Source organism: Paenibacillus amylolyticus (assembly GCF_001570725.1).
GTDB lineage: Bacteria > Bacillota > Bacilli > Paenibacillales > Paenibacillaceae > Paenibacillus > Paenibacillus amylolyticus_A.
In genome coordinates, this window is the sequence record NZ_BCNV01000001.1 from 707,030 (window position 1) to 725,073 (window position 18,044).

Genomic DNA, 18,044 nt, shown 5'->3' on the forward strand with positions numbered 1-18,044 from the left:
AATGAGACAAATGGCAGTGAACATTAAATTACCGGATGGTTCGGTACGTGAGTACGCAGATGGCAGCACTATTGAGGACGTAGCCGCTTCGATTAGCAGTGGATTGCGCAAAAATGCCGTAGCCGGCAAGCTGGATGGTATCGTGGTGGACTTGTCCACAACGCTTCATGAGGGAGCTTTGGTGGAGATCGTAACTCTGGATTCACCAGAAGGCCTTGAAGTGATGCGTCATAGTACAGCTCACTTGATGGCTCAAGCAGTGAAACGTTTATATGGTAACCAAGAGGTACGCCTTGGTATCGGTCCTGTCATTGAAGATGGTTTCTACTATGATATGGACCTTGAACATGCGCTCAATCCTGAAGATCTGCAAAAGATCGAGAAGGAAATGGAACGTATTGTGAACGAGAACTTGCCAATTGTACGTAAGGAAGTTAGCCGCGAGGACGCGATCAAAACGTTCGAAGAAGTAGGCGATCCGTACAAACTTGAGTTGATTCGTGACTTGCCAGAAGACAGCGTGATTACGATTTATGAGCAAGGCGAATTCTTCGACTTGTGTCGTGGTCCTCACGTACCATCGACTAGCAAAATCAAAGTGTTCAAACTGATGAATGTCGCGGGTGCTTACTGGCGTGGAGATAGCAAAAACAAAATGCTTCAACGTATCTATGGTACGGCTTTTGTGAAAAAAGCACAGCTGGACGAGCATTTGCACTTCCTTGAAGAAGCTCGCAAACGGGATCACCGCAAGCTGGGTAAAGAGCTCGAAATGTTCACATTCTCCCAACTGGTCGGACAAGGCCTGCCAATCTGGTTGCCTAATGGTGCGAAGCTGCGCCGTACTCTGGAACGTTATATTGTGGATCTGGAAGAAAGTCTTGGATACCAGCATGTATACACACCGGTGCTGGGTAACGTGGAATTGTACAAAACATCCGGACACTGGGAGCACTACCAGGAAGATATGTTCCCGAAAATGGTTATGGATAACGAGGAACTCGTTCTCCGTCCAATGAACTGTCCTCACCATATGATGGTGTACAAGTCCAGCATGCACAGCTACCGTGATCTGCCAATCCGGATTGCCGAGCTTGGCATGATGCACCGTTACGAAATGTCGGGGGCGCTAACAGGTTTGCACCGTGTACGTGCAATGACACTGAACGACTCACACATTTTTGCACGCCCAGATCAGATCAAAGAAGAGTTTGCTCGTGTTATCGAATTGATTCAAACGGTGTACAAAGATTTCGGTATCAACGAATACCGTTTCCGTCTGTCCTATCGCGATCCGAAGGATACCGAGAAATACTTCCAAAACGACGAGATGTGGGAAATGTCTCAACGCATGCTGCGTGAAGTTGTGGAAGAACTTGACCTTCCATTCTATGAAGCTGAAGGTGAAGCGGCGTTCTACGGTCCGAAACTGGATGTACAGATCAAAACAGCACTGGGCAAAGAAGAGACATTGTCTACAGTCCAACTGGACTTCCTGTTGCCTGAGCGCTTTGAACTTGAATATGTGGGAGATGACGGACAGAAACATCGTCCAGTCGTTATTCACCGCGGTGTAATTAGTACAATGGAACGTTTCACAGCATTCTTGCTGGAGAACTTTGCAGGAGCTTTCCCGCTGTGGTTGTCTCCGGTTCAGGCGAAAGTGATCCCGGTATCTGGAAACTTCGACGATTATGCGCGTGAAGTGGAAGCGAAGTTGAAACGTGCGGGAATCTCTGCTGAAGCCGATCTGCGGAATGAGAAGCTTGGATATAAAATCCGTGAGGCACAGCTGGAGAAAATGCCTTATATGTTTGTTGTCGGTGAGAATGAGCGTAATGCAGAAGCGGTATCCGTGCGTAAGCGTGGAGAAGGCGATCTGGGCATGAAACCGCTCGATGAGATTATCGCTCAACTGAAAGAGGAAATTGCAACACGTTTGGTGTAAATGAACAAATGATCTATCAGATAACCAGTGCATAAGTTGCGCTGATCAATCAGAAAAACGCTTGAATGACATGGGATTGACCTATGTTATTCAGGCGTTTTTTCGTCGTGTTTGTTGTGAAAAGTATAGATTAATTGCTTTTTGGAAAACCTTTGCAGTGAGGGGGAGGTTATACAATGAAAAAGCAATTCTCAATTCAAAAAAAACATATACGGGGTTTACTGGTTGGCTGTGTGATGTTCGCCGGGATGATCATTGGACTGGATCAGGCGGATGCGTATACATTTGAAGAGGAAAGTGCAGTACTGCATATCGAGAGTCGCAACAGCAGCATTGAAGGTCCGGTTATTGAGACTTATAGCAAGCCTATTCAGGAATCTCCGGAACAGGTCAGCGTTCAATACAGCGATGAGGCACAGCTGACAACGATGGTGTATATGGCTTTATTGTGGTCACCGCAACCGATGGTCATTCCAAGGCCTGAGCTTCCTGAGAAACAAGTGGCAGATCCGTCTATGCCGGTGCTTGCTCCGCGTTCAGAACAAATTCTGGGTACACAAAAGGTTACAGCAACGGGATATACGGCAGGTGTGGAGTCTACAGGAAAAGGACCAAAACATCCTCAATACGGAATTACGTATTCCGGTGTAAAAGTACGTCGTGATAAAGAAACAGTTTCCACAATTGCGGCTGATCCGAAATTATTCCCGATGGGTTCCATTCTGTACATTCCGGGCTATGGTTACGGCATTGTTGCAGATACCGGTTCAGCGATCAAAGGCAATAAAATCGATCTGTATTTCCCGACAACCAAGCAAGTGTACAAAGAGTGGGGCAAGAAGGATGTGGAGGTACAGGTGATCAGGCAAGGCGCTGGGAAGTGCACAGAAAAGATGCTCAGCGAGTTGGCCGATGCGATCGATGTGTACAAATCCGTACCGGATTCGTGGTTGGACAAGGCCATATAATTTCACATGGTCACATGAATAACTGAAGTGCTCTCTCCACATAATACTGACTGGGGACGAACCCCGCGGTGCAGCAATGCAGCGTAAATATGAAGAGAGAGGTGATTCGTTGTGGCTAAAAAATCACAAGGGTACCAAACGCCAAACGAGAAGTACAATGCAGAGTTTGGAGAAGAGAATGCAGCAGCTAAAGTGAAGCAATCCGCTCAACACAAAGTACAAGATAATTTCCAAACACCTGATGAAAAATACAATGCCGAGTTTGGTGTAGAAAACACAGGCCAAACAAGCCAAGGCAAAGCATCAAAATACAAAAAATAATTGAAGATTCATTAACTAAAATGATGATTCAGCACCCTGGAGCAGCAGCTCCGGGGTGTTTTACATATGTGAAGTTTTTACAAATATATCCTCCCATCTCAGTCTCGAGACCGAGAAGACTTCCATCTGCCGCCGCTGTTCTCATTGTCTTGTCTGAGTTACACTGGATACATAATACAGACGAAGGAGACATGAGCGATGAAACGATCTACGCGTGACCGCTGGTGGGTAGGCATACCTCTTATTGCTATTGGTGCGATGATCTTGTTCAGACAATTGGGATATGACATTGATGTAGGATATATTTTCAGAACATATTGGCCGTTATTTTTAATCTGGTGGGGAGTCAAAGGGATCTCCGAGATACGTCGCAACGGGGGCTATGCCTTCATTGGACCGGTAATTGTACTGGCGATTGGTGGATACTTTCTTGCCCGCAACCTGGGATGGATTGATTACTCCATGGGGGAGTTCATTCGTTATCTGATTCCGGTTATGCTGATTGGCGGAGGATTGTTCGTACTGATTGGGCCGCGACGTCGTGATCGGAAACATCATGACAAGATGCAGCCACCTCCAGCACCTGAGCAACCTTATAAACCGTTGTCCCCTGAGGATTTGGAGATGCCATCTTCGTTTGACGAACAATTCGAGAAAACATTTGGCAAACCGAAACAGGAACAGAAGAACGATTCACATGGCCCTCATTTCACAGGATCAACGGATTCATCTTCACAAGGGCATCAATATAAGAAGAAATATCAATCGTATAACTCCAGTGATACCGGATATGAAGAACATTATGACGATGGCTACGGGAATGGTTATGGAGATTATGGCAGTGGAAATACCATTAATAAATCAGCATTCATTGGAGATCTGTACATGGGACAGGAAGTGTTCTCGCTAAAACCGATGAACATCTCGGCCTTTATCGGAGATACCGTGATTGATTTGACCAAAGCACAGATTCCTTACGGGGAGACGAAGATTGTCATTTCTTCATTTATCGGTGATGTAAAAGTATTTGTACCAGAGGATATGGATCTGGGTGTGACAGTGACGACGAATTCATTCATTGGAGACATGTCATTGTTGAACCAGAAACGCGGCGGATTCCTAAGTAGTGCTCAAGCTGAAACTGCTCATTATCGTGAAGCCAGCAAAAAGGTGCGGATTATTGTAAGTGTGTTTATCGGAGACGTCAAAGTCAATAAGGTGGGTTAATGCATGATCCGAACAATTCTCAAGGCCAATAAGTGGGAACTGATGATGTATTTTGCGCTAACCGGTCTGATTACGCTGGGTGGATTCTATCTATTGTATGGAGAGGTATTGATGGGGGCTGGACGTCAGCGGGCATGGACCTATGTTGCCGTTGTTGTGCTGGCCACCGTTATCACCGGATACATTGCTGCTTTGCGGCTTCAGCGCAAGATCGATTTGCTTGATCTCAACATGTTGAAAGTGTCCAAGGGCAATCTGGCGGTGCGCATGCCTGAAGCGGATGATGCTTCGTTCGGTCGTGTATATCAGGAGTTCAATGTCATGATGGATTCAATTGAGAAAAAGATGAGACTGCTTCAGCGCCTTGGTGAGCAGGAAGTCATTGAGAAGGAGCAAGCCTCGGAACGGGCTGTGATTGAAGAGCGCAAACGAATGGCAAGGGATCTTCATGACACGGTTAGCCAGCAGCTGTTTGCCATGCATATGTCGGCTTCATCCTTGCCGCGTTTGCTGGAGATGAATCCGGAACATGGCGGGAAAGTACTGGACCAGTTGATTCAGATGTCACATATTGCACAACGTCAGATGCGAGGACTGATTGCCCAACTTCGACCGGTGGAGTTGGAAGGGCGTGATCTCACCGCGGCACTGGATAGCTGGTTTCCCGACTATTGCAGGCAGAATGGTCTCAAAGGTGTGAAGGAGCTGGAACTGGATGGCGGAATCTCGGATGCCATTGAGCACCAGCTGTTTCTTGTTATTCAGGAGGCGGTTGCCAATGTCGTGAAGCATGCAGAGGCAGGACTGGTCAGTCTGTCCATACGGGAGAGTGAACATCAGATCAGCATGAGCATCAGCGATGATGGCCAGGGATTTTTGCAGCAAGCCGAGCGTCCAGGGTCTTATGGATTATCCACCATGCGTGAACGGGCAGAGAAGCTTGGGGGGCAAGTTCAGATTATATCAAAGCCGGGAGCGGGAACAACGGTACGGGTATTCATCCCGAAATTCCCGAACGTTCCTGAGTGAACTAGAGGGGGAGACGGAATGAGCGGTAAAGTAAACGTGATGATTGTGGATGATCATGATATGGTGCGAATGGGGTTGAAAACGTATCTGATGCTGGAGCCTACTTTTCATGTGATGGGGGAAGCTGGCCATGGACAGGATGCGCTTGATCAGTTGCGTAAGTTAAATGATAGTGAAATGCCGGACCTGATCCTGATGGATCTGATGATGCCGGTTATGAATGGTGCTGAGGCGACACAAGCCATCATGACTGAGTTTCCGGGGATGAAGATTGTGATGCTCACGAGTTTCCTAGAGGATGATCTTGTTGTTCAAGCGATTGAAGCCGGAGCGGTCAGTTATGTCCTGAAGACGGTCTCTGCCGAAGAACTGATCTATGCTCTTCAAGGGGCCTATAGAGGCATGCCTGTGATGACAGGTGATGTGTCACAGGCCTTAACTCGGGGAATCAGGCAACGTACAGCGAGAGAGAGTGAATCAGGTCTGACTGAACGGGAGAAGGAAGTACTGTTGCTTATTGCAGAGGGAAAGACCAACAAAGACATTGGAGAAGAACTACATATCAGTATCAAAACCGTCAAAACACATGTGAGCAACCTGCTGATGAAATGCGAGATGGATGATCGTACACAATTGGCTATCTATGCGCATCGTCAGGGCTGGGTGAAAACGAAAGGGTAAAATGCTGTCATGACGGGGAAAATAATCTATTCTTACGTGCTTTTATCTCCTTTTTAATTGTTTTTAAGGTACGGTTAAGGTTTAAAGTACAAAATAAGGACAGTTAAAGAATATCTCTTGGGAATAAGAGATTGGGAGGTAGAGAGGCATGGACGAACGTAATTATAGATCGAACCGTCAAGACGAGGAAAACGAAACCAAACAAACGGAGAACCGGAATTCTTCCGGAACGGACGAATCCTCCTATTATTATTCTTATGGACCTTTTCAGTCCGTGAATCAGGAAGATACAGCAAATCACATGGGAAGCAATAATCAGCGTGAAGAAGGTAATGTAGAGATTACAAAACCTGATCCGGTGAGACCCGTACCTACTTACTATAACAGTGAACCATCCGAGCAAGCGAAAAGATCGTCCGGAGGCGGCGGAAACGCCTCAGGTAACGGTGGAGATCAAGGGAATGGCGGCAAAGGCAACTGGAATTATAATAACCGCAAGCCGCGTTCTTCCGTAAGATCACTTTTGTTCTCCTTTATTGCCGGCATGCTGGTCATTACCGTTCTCATGTACACAGCCGACAGAACGAACATGTTCACACCGGAGACGGCACTTACGAACACAGGCAATGAAAGCTCGGGACAGGAAGCGTCTACGAACACAGGCGGAGGCAACAATGTGACAGCGTCGTTACTGCCAACAGGCAAAGAAGATGTTTCTTCCGTAGTAACGAGTACAAGTCCAGCAGTCGTCAAAATCGAAACACTCGCGAAGCAGTCCTCACGCACAGGTACTGGTCAAGGTGGATCGAATACAAGCGATCCGTTGTACCAATACTTCTTCGGTAATGGAACGGAAGGTAATCAAGGCCAGAGCCAGCAACAACAACAGCAAAGCAGTAATCAGTTAGTCCCACTGGGCATTGGCTCTGGATTTATTTTTGACAAAGAAGGATATATCCTGACGAACCAGCACGTGGTTCAGGGTGCAGATGTGATTCAGGTTACACTGGAGAACAACAGCAAGCCTTATGAAGCGAAACTGCTCGGTAGCAGCTTCGATCTGGATTTAGCCGTATTGAAAATTGAGAAAAACAGTGGTGACGATGCGTTCCCTGTAGCTCCATTGGGCGATTCCAACAGTACGCAAGTCGGTGAATGGCTTGTAGCTATTGGTAACCCTGAAGGGTTCGAACACACCGTTACAGCAGGTGTATTGAGTGCCAAAGAACGTACGATTAGCATTCCGGATGAAGAAACAGGTAAAACACGTGAATATAGCCACTTGCTGCAAACGGATGCTTCCATTAACCCGGGTAACTCCGGTGGTCCGTTGCTTAACCTGAACGGAGAAGTTATCGGGATGAACGTTGCAGTAAGCGCAGATGCACAGGGAATTGGTTTTGCGATCCCGTCAAGCGTCATCTCTGAAGCGGTTAAATATCTTAAAGAGAACAAAGAAGTTCCCAAAGAGCCAGTACCATTTATCGGTGCATCTCTGATGGCTCTCACGCCTGAAGTCGCTAAACAAATGGGAACAGATGTGACCGAAGGTTCTGTCGTAGCCAGCACGATCTTCCAATCACCGGCTTACCAAGCAGATCTTCGTGCATATGACATCATCACAGGTGCCAACGGTACGCCATACGCCACAAGTCAGGATCTGATTGATTTTATCAAGAAACAGGAAATCGGCAGTGAAGTGACATTGAATGTGGTTCGTGACGGTAAGAAAATGGATCTGAAAATCAAAATCGGTAACAAAAATGATTTTGATACTTCACAAACAACGGATACACAACAGCAGCAACCATAATATTGGGTTAACGATTGGCAGAACGGAAGGGTTTGAAGGCCCTTCCGTTTTTTTTGCCCTGAACTAACGGGATAACAATGGAGCACGCTTGGATGGAACTTTTACTTGAAGATGCAGATTGTGCTTCTGCCTGTTACAATGGGATAAAACGTTAGGATAAAGGAGAAAGACCATGCGCTCAACTATTTTGATTGTGGATGATGACGAAAAAATTGTGTCCATGCTCCGCCGCGGGCTGGCTTTTGAAGGATATGAGGTACAGACCGCTTCCAATGGAGCTGAAGGTCTCAGCAAACTGATGGATAAAGAGCCGGACATCGTTGTGCTGGATGTGATGATGCCGCAGATTGACGGATTTGAGGTATGTCGCAGATTGAGGGAAGCAGGCAGCAAAGTGCCAGTGCTGATGCTTACGGCCAAGGATGAAGTACAGAGCCGGGTGACCGGACTGGACACAGGGGCCGATGACTATCTCGTGAAGCCGTTTGCGTTGGAAGAATTATTGGCACGTGTCCGTGCATTACTGCGCCGCAAGTCAGATATCGCGGGTACACCGGACAATCGTCTGATGTATGAAGATATTATTCTGGACAATGACTCACGTGAAGTGGTGCGAGATGGGCAACGCCTGGAACTGACCGCCAAGGAATTTGAACTGTTGAATTTGTTTATGCAAAATCCAAGACGGGTACTGTCACGCGATCTGATTATGGATAAAATCTGGGGTTATGATTACAGCGGTGAGTCTAACGTGCTTGAAGTGTACATTGCCATGCTCAGACAGAAGACTGAAGAGTACGGTGGCAAACGTCTAATCCAGACCATCCGGGGAGCCGGTTATATTCTGAGAGGTGACTCCTGACATGTCCATTCGGTTAAGACTAACCGCATGGTATTCTGGCATTTTGGCGGCCGTGCTTATCTTTTGGGGCGTTGTAATCTATGCCTTTGTATACTTTAACTCCTATCAGGAAGTCGAACAGCAATTGAAGGTAAAAAGTGCCCGGATTACGGATCAAATTGGTGTAAATCCTCTTTCGCAGTCGTTGGATCTGGACCCATTTACAGAGAGCCAGCTTCAGGAGGCACAAATTTACATTCAACTCTGGGATTATCAGAGTCGTTCAGGCATAATTTCTGGCAATATGAAGAAACTGGAGATTCAGTTTCCGGTATTGAAATCCAATGAAATTCTTGAAAAGCGTGGCATATCCAAAATCTATGTGGATGGAACACCATTTCTGGTGAATCAGCTTCCCCTTTCTCTTCAAGGAACCAATGAGGTACGTGGAATACTTCAGGTAGGAGCTAACGTAAGTTCACAGGAGCGCTTATTAGAAGCGCTTCTTAATATTTTGGTATTTGGCTGGCTGGTGGCGATGGCTTTGGCTATTACCTCAGGTCTCGTACTGGCTCGGAAGTCGATGCGTCCACTTGTGAATGTCATTGATGCTGCGAACCAGATTCAATCCGGGGATGACTTGAGTGTACGAATTCAATATGCAGGACCGAAGGATGAGATTGGGCGTTTGATCGAAACGGTGAATAACATGCTTGAACGTACAGAATTGTCCTTCCGCGGGTTGGAGGAGACGAATGCTGCCCAGCGCCGCTTTGTATCCGATGCATCGCATGAGCTGCGTACGCCGCTGACGACCATTCGCGGGAATGTTGACTTCCTGAAGAAGCTGTGGGATCAGGAGGGAACCGACCGACCGAATCTGGATGAAGAAACGGTAAGACAGATGTCCGTCGAGGCGTTGGAGGACATGGCCGATGAAGGCAAGCGCATGAGCAGATTGATCAGTGACATGCTGTCATTGGCGAGAGCGGATACAGGCCAGAAAATTGAACTCAATCCGATTCCTCTACAGATCTTGGTACAGGAAGTGGCGCGTAGATCGCAATTTCTGGATCATCATGCGGACTGGCGTCCGGGTGATCTGTCAATACTCAATGGTATCTATGTGAACGGCAGCAAGGATTATCTGCAACAGATGTTGTTTATTTTCATCGAAAATGCGTTTAAATACACACCGGAAGGCTCGGTGACCCTGGATGCTGTATTGTACAAAGGTCAGGTAGGACTACGCATCAGCGACACCGGTATTGGGATGGATCGGGACGAAGTGCCGTTCATCTTTGATCGCTTCTATCGGGCAGATGAATCCCGCGGGGCTACACCGGGCATAGGTCTGGGACTTTCCATTGCCAAGTGGATCATTGAGGAACACCATGGATCGGTTGAGGTTGTGACCAGACGTGGAGAAGGAACCACCTTTATTATCTGGTTGCCGGTTGTCTTTGCTCCGCCTATCGAATAAAGGTATAATAGACAGGACTGCAATTACATCGGCAACGTTGCCGAGAAAGAAAGCGGGTGGCAACCAAGTGGAAGTACTGCGAATTTCACCGCGGGGATATTGTTACGGCGTTGTGGATGCGATGGTGCTCGCGCGTCAAGCGGCACGCAATCTGGATTTACCACGACCTATTTATATATTGGGTATGATTGTGCATAACCAACATGTGACGGATTCCTTTGAGGATGAAGGTATTATTACATTGGATGGTCCGAACCGGATGGATATTTTGAGTCAAGTGGAGAGTGGCACGATTATTTTCACAGCTCATGGTGTTTCTCCAGAAGTGCGCAAGCTAGCACGGGACAAAGGGTTGACGACAGTGGATGCAACATGCCCTGATGTCACCAAGACCCATGATCTCATTCGGGAGAAGACGGCAGAAGGTTATCAGATCATCTATATCGGCAAAAAGAACCATCCTGAACCAGAAGGTGCTGTAGGTGTTGCACCAGATCTTGTTCATCTGATCGAAAAGGAAGAAGAGATTGATGAACTGAACGTACCTGCAGGCAAAATTCTGATCACGAATCAGACCACAATGAGTCAATGGGACATCAAGCATATTATGAGTCGTCTGCTGGAGAAGTTTCCGGGTGCAGAGATTCATAATGAAATCTGCTTGGCGACTCAAGTGCGTCAGGAAGCTGTCGCTGAACAGGCGGGGCAGTCTGATCTGGTTATTGTTGTAGGTGATCCTCGCAGCAATAACTCTAACCGTCTGGCACAAGTGTCGGAGGAGATCGCGGGGGTTACGGCCTATCGTGTATCCGATGTGGCAGAGATTCAGCAAGAATGGCTTAAAGGTGTAAATAAGGTGGCCGTTACTTCGGGTGCTTCAACACCAACACCGATTACGAAGGAAGTCATCCTTTATCTGGAGCAGTATGAACATGATAAGCCGGAGACGTGGGAAATTAAGCGTACCGTGAACATGAGTAAACTGCTGCCACCAGTTAGAGAAAAAACACGTACCCCGTAGGGCAAGGGCATGTAAGTGAAGATCAAAAGTTATAAATGAATTGAGAAGAACCCTGTTACGCAGAACCGAATTCGGAGCCTGCGGAGCAGGGTTCTTTGTGTATATGGATAAGGAATGCGTACCTTGACGCAATAGGAGAACTATGGTATATTTACTTTAACGGATAAAAGCTTAAAAGCGAACAAGCGTTTAAGCGCGACAGAGTTTTCGGATTTAATCAGACGCACGTTAAGAAATTATTGTGCTCTCATACAAGGAAGGATGGGAATTAATATGATCGTTATTGCAGGCAAGGCTACTCCGGAGGAACAGATTCAGGATATCGTTGCAGTTATTGAAAAAGAAGGGCTTCAGGTGCACATCTCTCGCGGAGAGGATCGTACTATTATCGGTTTGATTGGCAAAGTTGAACCTAAAATGCAGGAGCATCTTCGCCAAATGAAAGGTGTCGAGAATGTCGTGAAAATCTCGAAGTCCTACAAATTGGCAAGCCGTGACTTCCACCCTGAAGATACGGTGATCTCCATCAAAGGTGTAGATATCGGCGGGAAAGAACTTGTTGTCATGGGTGGACCATGTGCGGTTGAATCCGCTGCGCAGATTGATGAGATTGCCGGGCTTGTGAAAGCTGCTGGTGGGCAAGTGCTGCGTGGAGGTGCATTTAAGCCGCGTACAGGTCCTTACAGCTTCCAGGGAACAGGTGTAGAGGGATTGATCATGATGGCAGAAGCAGGCAAGAAACATGACCTACTGACTATTACAGAAGTTATGACACCCGAGTATGTGGATATTTGTGCCGAGTACGCAGATATTCTGCAAGTAGGCACACGTAACATGCAGAACTTTGACCTGCTCCGCAAATTGGGCGAGTGTGGCAAACCGGTATTGTTGAAACGTGGCTTCAGTGCGACATACGATGAATTGTTGAATGCGGCTGAATACATTCTTGCGGGTGGTAACCCGAATGTCATGCTGTGTGAGCGCGGTATTCGTACGTTTGAATCCTACACACGGAATACGCTTGATCTGTCCGCGATCCCTGTTCTGCAGTCTCTGAGCCATTTGCCGGTTATTTCAGACCCGAGCCATGGTACTGGGCGCCGTGAACTGGTGGAACCAATGACGAAAGCTTCTGTGGCTGCAGGTGCCAATGGTCTGATCATTGAGATGCATACCGATCCGGATAACTCCATGACAGGAGATGGTGTGCAGTCCTTGTTCCCTGACCAATTCGCCAACCTGCTGCAGGATCTGGAGAAATTGGCACCAATCGTGGGTAAATCATTCAGCACAGCCAAACAACCGGCAGAATTTTTCCCGGCACGTGTAGGCGTGTAATAAGAATTTTATAGTCAAGGTCTGGATCATCATCCGGGCATCTCCTCTGGTCTCGTTCATTGCAACGGAATCAGATAGATGCTCGGTTTTTTGCATATTTTGCAGTTTTGAACGTATTTATTAATCAATAGTGATAAGAAACATTTATGATGTGAAGTTTTTTCCATGATTTAGGTTAAAATAGGGGTCGCTTTACCGCATTAAACCAGTTAAATGTATATAAAAATAGTTGTTATATGAATTTTTGTTATTTATAAAGTGTGAGTATAGCTAACATCCCTTCAAAAAATACCTTACATAAGTATTGACGATGTCATGTTTTGAAATTTATAATGACGACAGAAAAAAATTCGAATTTAGACATTTTCTTAGTGGGGTTGTTTAATGTTCGGAATATTTGGGAGGACGAATACATGTCGGTTGAAAACGTATTGAAATCAATTCAAGAGAACAACATCGAGTGGGTAGATTTTCGTTTTGTAGATTTAGCTGGTCGTGCACATCACATCTCGTTGCCAGCTTCGGCTGTTGATGCAGACACGTTCGTAAATGGAGTAGCTTTTGACGGTTCTTCTATCCAAGGTTTCCGCGGAATTGAAGAGTCCGATATGGTTATGATGCCAGATCCTGAAGCGACTTATGTCGATCCGTTCACAGCACACCCTACATTGAATGTTATGTGTGATATCTTCACTCCGGATGGCGAGCGTTATGAGCGTGACCCACGTAGTATCGCTGTTAAAGCAGAAGCTTATTTGCAAGAGAGCGGTGTAGGTACAGCAGCATTCTTCGCACCTGAATCCGAGTTCTTCATCTTCGACGATGTACGTTATGAGAGCGGCACGAACAGCTCTTCCTACTTCGTAGATTCCGAAGAAGCTTCATGGAACACGAACCGCAAAGAAGAAGGCGGAAACCTGGGCTTCAAAGTTCGCACTAAAGGTGGATATGTTCCAGTAGCGCCAGTGGATACACAACAAGATATTCGTAGCGAAATGTGTCGTCTTTTGGAAGAAGCAGGCCTGTCGATCGAGCGTCATCACCATGAAGTGGCGACAGCGGGTCAAGCCGAAATCAACTTCCGTTTTGATACACTGAAGAAAACAGCAGATAACCTGCTTGCATACAAATACATCGTGCACAACACTGCACGTCAATATGGTAAAGTAGCAACATTCATGCCAAAACCATTGTTCGGTGATAATGGTAGCGGAATGCACGTTCACCAATCCATCTTCGATGGCGATTCCCCATTGTTCTATGACAAAGCGGGATATGCTAACCTGAGTGAAATGGCTTTGCACTACATCGGAGGTATCCTGTACCATGCTCCGGCCCTGATCGCTTTGACTAACCCTAGTACCAACTCGTTCAAACGTCTCGTACCTGGTTACGAAGCACCAGTAAACCTGGTTTACTCCAAAGGTAACCGTTCCGCAGCAGTTCGTATTCCGGTTGCAGCGGTTACACCTAAAGGTTGTCGTATCGAGTTCCGTACACCTGACTCCACAGCTAACCCATACTTGGCATTCTCCGCAATGTTGATGGCTGGTCTGGATGGAATCAAACGTAAAATCAACCCAACTGAGCTTGGATATGGTCCGCTCGACAAAAACATCTATGACCTGTCTGATGCAGATAAAGAAAACATCCGCAGTGTGCCAGCTTCCCTCGAAGAAGCGCTTGATGCATTGGCAGCTGATAACGAGTTCTTGACTGAAGGCGGCGTATTCACGAAAGAATTCATTGAAAACTACATCAACCTCAAACGTGATGAAGCGAAAGCAGTAGCGATCCGCATTCATCCGCACGAGTACAGCCTCTACTTCGACTGCTAATCAGTCGAGGTCGGAACAGATCTTGTTCCAACCTAAAGCCTCCGGGACACGCTCTCGGAGGCTTTTCCTTGAATTAAACAATGTAGCGCTTTAACTTTGCAGGGTGATAAAGGAATTTGATGGCCTGAATTCAACACTTCAGTGCATATTGCCCTTGAAGCAGATAGAGAATACTGATATCATAGCGATAATATTCACTTAATATGTCAGAGTTACGGATGGAAAGGGCGGGGGATTTTGTGACAAAAAGAGCGTATAACTTTAATGCAGGACCTGCGGCGTTACCACTTGAGGTACTGGAGCGTGCACAGGCGGAATTTGTAGATTTTCGTAATACAGGCATGTCGATTATGGAGATGTCTCACCGTGGAGCGGTGTACGAGTCTGTACATAATGAAGCTCAGGAGCGTTTGTTGTCGCTTCTAGGCAATCCAAAAGGATACAAGGTTCTCTTTCTGCAGGGTGGTGCAAGCACTCAGTTCGCGATGCTGCCCATGAACCTGCTCGGAGCAGGACAGACAGCAAGTTACTTAATGACTGGCAGCTGGGCCAAGAAGGCTCTGTCTGAGGCGAAGCTGATCGGCGAGACACATGTTGCTGCATCTTCGGAAGCAGAGAAGTTCATGAAATTGCCGGATGTTTCGAATCTGAGTCTGCCTGAACGTACGGCTTATGTGCATTTGACTTCCAACGAAACGATTGAAGGTACGCAATTCAAATCATTCCCGGATACCGGTTCAGTACCTCTGATTGCGGACATGTCGAGTGATATTTTCTGTAAACCATTCGATCTCAATCAATTCGGCATGATCTACGCAGGTGCACAGAAGAACCTGGGTCCATCTGGAATTACGGTTGTGATTGCTCGTGAGGAACTGGTGAGTGAATCGCCTAAAACGATTCCAACCATGCTTCGTTACAGCACGCATGTAGACAACAACTCCCTATACAATACGCCACCTTCCTTCTCGGTATATATGGTGAATGAAGTATTGAAATGGATTGAAGAACAGGGCGGACTGGCTGGTATTGAGCAAAAAAATACGAAAAAAGCGGAATTGCTCTATAACACGATCGATTCTTCCGGTGATTTCTACCGTGGTTGTGTGGAAGCAGAAGATCGTTCCCTCATGAATGTAACCTTCCGTCTTGCTTCTGAGGAACTGGAGAAGAAGTTCATTAAGGCATCGGAAGAAGAAGGATTCGTAGGTCTGAAAGGACATCGCAGTGTGGGTGGTCTCCGTGCCTCCATTTACAATGCTGCTCCTTATGAGAGTGTTAAGGCACTGACAGACTTCATGAGCCACTTCCAGAAGACAAATGGATAATTAAGTATAGGTACGGTGTCATGGACCTTCGTGTCTAATCCTGTGCCTTACCAGAGCCTTCCACATTGACGTGTGGAGGGCTTTTCTTTAAGATTAGAGGGTTGTCGTCAACATGAAATGAAAAGGAGATTGAACACATATGGCTTTACACATCGTTCTGGTTGAACCAGAAATTCCGGCGAACACAGGCAATATTTCGCGTACTTGTGCGGCGACCGGCACCCATCTGCATCTCGTGCGTCCACTTGGATTTCGAACAGATGATGCTACATTGAAACGGGCAGGGCTGGATTATTGGCATGCCGTTCATATTGAATACCACGACTCATTCGAAGAGGTTCAGGAGAAGTACTCGGAAGGTCGTTTCTTCTACGCAACTACGAAGGCCAAGAATCGATATAGTGATTTTAAATTTCAAGATGGGGATTTCCTTGTCTTTGGTAAAGAGACTAAAGGCCTGCCGCCTGAATTAATTGCTGCGAATCCCGACACATGTATGAAAATGCCAATGACTGGTGACGTTAGATCATTAAATCTGTCCAATTCGGCAGCAATTATTGTGTATGAAGCATTGCGCCAGCTTAATTTTCCGGGGTTAGAGGGTTAAATTCGGGTTATTAATGACGGCTAGAATTCGGTAAAAAAACATTTTTCAAAAAAAAGGACAAAAAATGTTTATTTCCAGCAGGATTCGACAAAATGTTGGCGAATCTATAAACATAGTACAAATGTACCTAGAAATTTAGAGTAAGATAGGAGAGGTGTGCCGTAGCTATGAAGCCAGCTGGAGTAGTTCGCAAAGTTGACCAATTAGGTAGGATCGTATTGCCTAAATCTTTGCGTAAAAGGTATCAAATGAATGAGGGAGATCCTGTAGAGATCTTAGTACAAGGGGACCATATTATCTTGGAGAGATATCGTCCAAAATGTATTTTCTGCGGATCCATCGAGGAAGTCAACGAGTTCAAAGAGCGTTACATATGCGCACAATGTTTAGATGAAATGACTCAGCTTCCACAGCACGGGTAAGAAATAACGTCATGGGGTCCATTGACCCCGTGGCGTTTTTTTTTGTATTTTTATTATTCAGCCGAGGGTACGTTTCCAAATGAATAAAAGGAAAATACGTAAACTAAGGTTGGATGCAAGTAGGTAAAACCTTATCCCATACGGCATCCAGGATGCCTTGTATATTGTCCTCTTCACTGTTAATACATATGACAGCTTCCCTTGAGGGAAGGATGATGCACAACTGACCATAGGCGCCATCAGCGCGGTAAGCATCGTGGGAACACATCCAGAACTGATATCCGTAACCTTTTCCCCAATCACCGTCTCCAGTCGTTTCGATCTGCTGGGAAGTAGCCTCTCTAATCCAATCCGCAGGTACAAGCTGTGTGCCTTCCCAGAGGCCCTTCTGCAGCAGTAATTGTCCAAATCGACTTAGCTCCTCATTGCTTATCCAAAGACCAGCACAACCGAGTGTTACCCCCAGTGGAGAGGTTTCCCACTCTACATCATGTATGCCAAGCGGCTCAAATAACCGTGGAGTCAGGTAATCTTTCACGGTTTGGCCGGTAGCAGCCTGCAGCATGGCCGAGATCATAAACGTATCGCCACTGCTGTATGTAAATTGTTCTCCAGGCATCCGGTCCAGAGGTAGAGACATGTAATGTTTCACCCAATCCTTCTCGGTCAATGAAGCACGTTCATCCGCCCAAAGAGGCGGCGAGTCATGGCCTGAAGACATTCGGAGAAGATCACGTAACTTCAGTTCCCGCGGCGAGGGGAGATGGTCCTGCGCAATGGGGACATGATTATAGGTGAAATAATCACCAAGTGTGGCATCCAGATGTATCAGACCTTCTTCAAGCGCAAGTCCAACGGCCATACAGGTGAAGGATTTGCTGATGGAATGTTGTACCCGGCGCTGATCTGTATCCCGGTCCCAATGGGCAAGCAGGTGTCCTTTTTGTAATATGCGAATGGAGATAACATTCAATTGTTGCTCGGTAATCGCTTGGATGAAGCCTTGGAGTTTCTCAGACATATTAACCTCCCTAATATCAGGTGAAACCTGAGTAAAATCGGTTGGTGAAACGTTTCCGTAATTCGATTGCAAAATCAGAACCCATGTTAGTATAAAGCTGGTTTGATGTCAATTAAAGTTGTAATAGTACTGACTAAAATTTCATTTTTTCGCAATAA

At 46.4% G+C, this 18,044-nt stretch carries 16 protein-coding genes; 15 read left to right on the forward strand and 1 reads right to left on the reverse strand.

The window, feature by feature from the left end; genetic code table 11:
* Positions 1-10: 10 nt before the first annotated feature.
* The 15 genes from thrS to PAHA3_RS03445 all read left to right on the forward strand — a co-directional run bounded on the left by thrS (position 11) and on the right by PAHA3_RS03445 (position 16,865).
* Complete coding sequence (gene thrS / locus PAHA3_RS03375; protein WP_062833471.1) at positions 11-1,948, forward strand: threonine--tRNA ligase; 1,938 nt, start codon at positions 11-13, stop codon at positions 1,946-1,948.
* Positions 1,949-2,376: 428 nt separating this feature from the next.
* Positions 2,377-2,916, forward strand: coding sequence for a 3D domain-containing protein (locus tag PAHA3_RS03380; protein WP_081595013.1), 540 nt, complete (start codon positions 2,377-2,379; stop codon positions 2,914-2,916).
* A 111-nt stretch (positions 2,917-3,027) separates the two neighbouring features.
* Positions 3,028-3,237 carry a hypothetical protein gene (locus PAHA3_RS03385; RefSeq protein ID WP_062833472.1) on the forward strand — a complete coding sequence of 70 codons (210 nt, stop codon included), beginning with the start codon at positions 3,028-3,030 and terminating at the stop codon, positions 3,235-3,237.
* Positions 3,238-3,435: 198 nt separating this feature from the next.
* Positions 3,436-4,464 carry a cell wall-active antibiotics response protein LiaF gene (gene liaF, locus PAHA3_RS03390; RefSeq protein WP_062833473.1) on the forward strand — a complete coding sequence of 343 codons (1,029 nt, stop codon included), beginning with the start codon at positions 3,436-3,438 and terminating at the stop codon, positions 4,462-4,464.
* Positions 4,465-4,467: 3 nt separating this feature from the next.
* On the forward strand, positions 4,468-5,493 hold the full coding sequence (locus tag PAHA3_RS03395) for a HAMP domain-containing sensor histidine kinase (RefSeq protein ID WP_062833474.1): 1,026 nt from the start codon (positions 4,468-4,470) through the stop codon (positions 5,491-5,493).
* A gap of 18 nt (positions 5,494-5,511) precedes the next feature.
* Positions 5,512-6,174, forward strand: coding sequence for a response regulator (locus PAHA3_RS03400; RefSeq protein ID WP_062833475.1), 663 nt, complete (start codon positions 5,512-5,514; stop codon positions 6,172-6,174).
* A gap of 148 nt (positions 6,175-6,322) precedes the next feature.
* The gene (locus tag PAHA3_RS03405) at positions 6,323-7,987 is read left to right on the forward strand and encodes a S1C family serine protease (protein WP_062833476.1); all 1,665 of its coding nucleotides are present in this window, start codon (positions 6,323-6,325) and stop codon (positions 7,985-7,987) included.
* A gap of 172 nt (positions 7,988-8,159) precedes the next feature.
* Positions 8,160-8,849 carry a response regulator transcription factor gene (locus PAHA3_RS03410; protein WP_062833477.1) on the forward strand — a complete coding sequence of 230 codons (690 nt, stop codon included), beginning with the start codon at positions 8,160-8,162 and terminating at the stop codon, positions 8,847-8,849.
* Between the two features lies 1 nt (position 8,850).
* The gene (locus PAHA3_RS03415; RefSeq protein WP_062833478.1) at positions 8,851-10,311 is read left to right on the forward strand and encodes a sensor histidine kinase; all 1,461 of its coding nucleotides are present in this window, start codon (positions 8,851-8,853) and stop codon (positions 10,309-10,311) included.
* Between the two features lie 67 nt (positions 10,312-10,378).
* On the forward strand, positions 10,379-11,332 hold the full coding sequence (locus PAHA3_RS03420; RefSeq protein WP_062833479.1) for a 4-hydroxy-3-methylbut-2-enyl diphosphate reductase: 954 nt from the start codon (positions 10,379-10,381) through the stop codon (positions 11,330-11,332).
* A 273-nt stretch (positions 11,333-11,605) separates the two neighbouring features.
* Complete coding sequence (gene aroF, locus PAHA3_RS03425) at positions 11,606-12,670, forward strand: 3-deoxy-7-phosphoheptulonate synthase (protein WP_036610039.1); 1,065 nt, start codon at positions 11,606-11,608, stop codon at positions 12,668-12,670.
* A gap of 413 nt (positions 12,671-13,083) precedes the next feature.
* Positions 13,084-14,508 carry a type I glutamate--ammonia ligase gene (gene glnA, locus PAHA3_RS03430; protein WP_062833480.1) on the forward strand — a complete coding sequence of 475 codons (1,425 nt, stop codon included), beginning with the start codon at positions 13,084-13,086 and terminating at the stop codon, positions 14,506-14,508.
* A gap of 239 nt (positions 14,509-14,747) precedes the next feature.
* A complete protein-coding gene (serC, locus tag PAHA3_RS03435; protein WP_062833481.1) occupies positions 14,748-15,836 on the forward strand; it encodes a 3-phosphoserine/phosphohydroxythreonine transaminase in 1,089 nt (362 codons plus the stop codon).
* 139 nt (positions 15,837-15,975) lie between these two features.
* Entirely contained in the window at positions 15,976-16,443 is a 468-nt protein-coding gene (trmL, locus tag PAHA3_RS03440) for a tRNA (uridine(34)/cytosine(34)/5-carboxymethylaminomethyluridine(34)-2'-O)-methyltransferase TrmL (protein ID WP_062833482.1), read from the forward strand.
* A 167-nt stretch (positions 16,444-16,610) separates the two neighbouring features.
* A complete protein-coding gene (locus PAHA3_RS03445; RefSeq protein WP_036610032.1) occupies positions 16,611-16,865 on the forward strand; it encodes an AbrB/MazE/SpoVT family DNA-binding domain-containing protein in 255 nt (84 codons plus the stop codon).
* 103 nt (positions 16,866-16,968) lie between these two features.
* Here PAHA3_RS03445 and PAHA3_RS03450 read toward each other — a convergent pair whose 3' ends face one another.
* Complete coding sequence (locus PAHA3_RS03450) at positions 16,969-17,886, reverse strand: serine hydrolase domain-containing protein (RefSeq protein WP_062833483.1); 918 nt, start codon at positions 17,884-17,886, stop codon at positions 16,969-16,971.
* Positions 17,887-18,044 lie beyond the last annotated feature (158 nt).

Excerpts from the sequence above, each read along its gene's own strand:
- PAHA3_RS03395 (WP_062833474.1), top strand. The coding sequence starts at position 4,468 with ATGATCCGAACAATTCTCAAGGCCAATAAGTGGGAACTGATGATGTAT.
- PAHA3_RS03410 (WP_062833477.1), top strand. The coding sequence starts at position 8,160 with ATGCGCTCAACTATTTTGATTGTGGATGATGACGAAAAAATTGTGTCC.
- PAHA3_RS03450 (WP_062833483.1), bottom strand. The coding sequence starts at position 17,886 with ATGTCTGAGAAACTCCAAGGCTTCATCCAAGCGATTACCGAGCAACAA.
- PAHA3_RS03400 (WP_062833475.1), top strand. The coding sequence starts at position 5,512 with ATGAGCGGTAAAGTAAACGTGATGATTGTGGATGATCATGATATGGTG.
- liaF (WP_062833473.1), top strand. The coding sequence starts at position 3,436 with ATGAAACGATCTACGCGTGACCGCTGGTGGGTAGGCATACCTCTTATT.
- aroF (WP_036610039.1), top strand. The coding sequence starts at position 11,606 with ATGATCGTTATTGCAGGCAAGGCTACTCCGGAGGAACAGATTCAGGAT.
- glnA (WP_062833480.1), top strand. The coding sequence starts at position 13,084 with ATGTCGGTTGAAAACGTATTGAAATCAATTCAAGAGAACAACATCGAG.
- trmL (WP_062833482.1), top strand. The coding sequence starts at position 15,976 with ATGGCTTTACACATCGTTCTGGTTGAACCAGAAATTCCGGCGAACACA.
- PAHA3_RS03405 (WP_062833476.1), top strand. The coding sequence starts at position 6,323 with ATGGACGAACGTAATTATAGATCGAACCGTCAAGACGAGGAAAACGAA.
- PAHA3_RS03445 (WP_036610032.1), top strand. The coding sequence starts at position 16,611 with ATGAAGCCAGCTGGAGTAGTTCGCAAAGTTGACCAATTAGGTAGGATC.
- thrS (WP_062833471.1), top strand. The coding sequence starts at position 11 with ATGGCAGTGAACATTAAATTACCGGATGGTTCGGTACGTGAGTACGCA.
- PAHA3_RS03380 (WP_081595013.1), top strand. The coding sequence starts at position 2,377 with ATGGTGTATATGGCTTTATTGTGGTCACCGCAACCGATGGTCATTCCA.
- PAHA3_RS03415 (WP_062833478.1), top strand. The coding sequence starts at position 8,851 with ATGTCCATTCGGTTAAGACTAACCGCATGGTATTCTGGCATTTTGGCG.